Origin of the sequence: Paenibacillus senegalensis JC66, from assembly GCF_000285515.1 — a bacterium.
GTDB classification, from domain to species: domain Bacteria; phylum Bacillota; class Bacilli; order Paenibacillales; family NBRC-103111; genus Paenibacillus_L; species Paenibacillus_L senegalensis.
The window spans coordinates 1-1256 of the sequence record NZ_CAES01000130.1 but is presented as its reverse complement, the minus strand read 5'-3'; the positions used below and the strand labels follow the sequence as shown (position 1 = coordinate 1256).

Here is a 1256-nt window from a genome sequence, read left to right as displayed (position 1 = left end):
AAAAAGCCGCCATTCGGCGACTTAGTTAAGCGGGTGATGGGAATACTCTGTTTCTTGATTAAAGGCGAGCTAAGCTCGAGAGGTAGAGGTAGAAACAGACGCGCGTCCTGCTCAGATTATGCTCTCTAAGCCTTGCACGGACGGTCGTCCCCACTTCTCGGGTTCTCTCTACCCATCACGCAAAACAAAAAGCCGCCATTCGGCGACTTAGCTAAGCGGGTGATGGGAATCGAACCCACGCTACCAGCTTGGAAGGCTGGAGTTCTACCATTGAACTACACCCGCAAATATTGATGGTCGGGACGACACGATTTGAACATGCGACCCCCTGGTCCCAAACCAGGTGCTCTACCAAGCTGAGCTACGTCCCGATGTGAAGCTTTGAGAAAATGGCGTGCCCTGAGAGATTCGAACTCCCGACCTTTTGATTCGTAGTCAAACGCTCTATCCAGCTGAGCTAAGGGCACATATTGGAGCGGAAGACGGGAATCGAACCCGCGACCCTCGCCTTGGCAAGGCGATGCTCTACCGCTGAGCCACTTCCGCATAATCCTTGAAGATCACCTAATCTATTATACCAGTATGTTTTAGATTTTGCAAGTAAAAATTTTCTGGTATTTAGATTAAAGTTATGCGCGTGGAGGGACTTGAACCCCCACGTCGTGAGACGCTAGATCCTAAGTCTAGTGCGTCTGCCAATTCCGCCACACGCGCATAAAATGGTGAGCCATGAAGGACTCGAACCTTCGACACCCTGATTAAAAGTCAGGTGCTCTACCAACTGAGCTAATGGCTCTCTTGGCTGGGGATCCAGGATTCGAACCTGGGCATGACGGAGTCAAAGTCCGTTGCCTTACCGCTTGGCTAATCCCCAACATTAAGAGAAATGGTGCCGTCGAGAGGACTTGAACCCCCAACCTACTGATTACAAGTCAGTTGCTCTACCAATTGAGCTACAACGGCATTTAGTATTCCCAACTAACATAAGATTATACGATGGTGGACGCTGACGGGATCGAACCGCCGACCCTCTGCTTGTAAGGCAGATGCTCTCCCAGCTGAGCTAAGCGTCCCTATGTACAAGGGAATGGTGACCCGTACGGGATTCGAACCCGTGTTACCGCCGTGAAAGGGCGGTGTCTTAACCGCTTGACCAACGGGCCATGTTTCGAAAGCTTCCAACCGGGCTCGAACCGGTGACCTCATCCTTACCATGGATGCACTCTACCTACTGAGCTATGGAAGCATGGCTCCCC

General features: G+C 51.4%; 11 tRNA genes. All 11 read right to left on the bottom strand.

The features are described from left to right. Positions 1-214 precede the first annotated feature (214 nt). A tRNA-Gly gene (locus tag PSHG_RS25955) sits at positions 215-285 on the bottom strand. Between the two features lie 9 nt (positions 286-294). Beyond that, positions 295-371: transfer RNA gene (locus tag PSHG_RS25950), tRNA-Pro, on the bottom strand. A 19-nt stretch (positions 372-390) separates the two neighbouring features. Continuing rightward, positions 391-467, bottom strand: a tRNA-Arg gene (locus tag PSHG_RS25945). A 4-nt stretch (positions 468-471) separates the two neighbouring features. Then, positions 472-546: transfer RNA gene (locus tag PSHG_RS25940), tRNA-Gly, on the bottom strand. A gap of 86 nt (positions 547-632) precedes the next feature. Continuing rightward, positions 633-714 (bottom strand) — tRNA-Leu (locus tag PSHG_RS25935). Between the two features lie 6 nt (positions 715-720). Beyond that, positions 721-796 (bottom strand) — tRNA-Lys (locus PSHG_RS25930). 3 nt (positions 797-799) lie between these two features. Beyond that, positions 800-874, bottom strand: a tRNA-Gln gene (locus tag PSHG_RS25925). 13 nt (positions 875-887) lie between these two features. Next, positions 888-963: transfer RNA gene (locus PSHG_RS25920), tRNA-Thr, on the bottom strand. A gap of 34 nt (positions 964-997) precedes the next feature. After that, positions 998-1073: transfer RNA gene (locus PSHG_RS25915), tRNA-Val, on the bottom strand. Positions 1074-1088: 15 nt separating this feature from the next. Continuing rightward, positions 1089-1163 (bottom strand) — tRNA-Glu (locus PSHG_RS25910). A 10-nt stretch (positions 1164-1173) separates the two neighbouring features. Further along, a tRNA-Thr gene (locus PSHG_RS25905) sits at positions 1174-1246 on the bottom strand. Between the last annotated feature and the right edge of the window lie 10 nt (positions 1247-1256).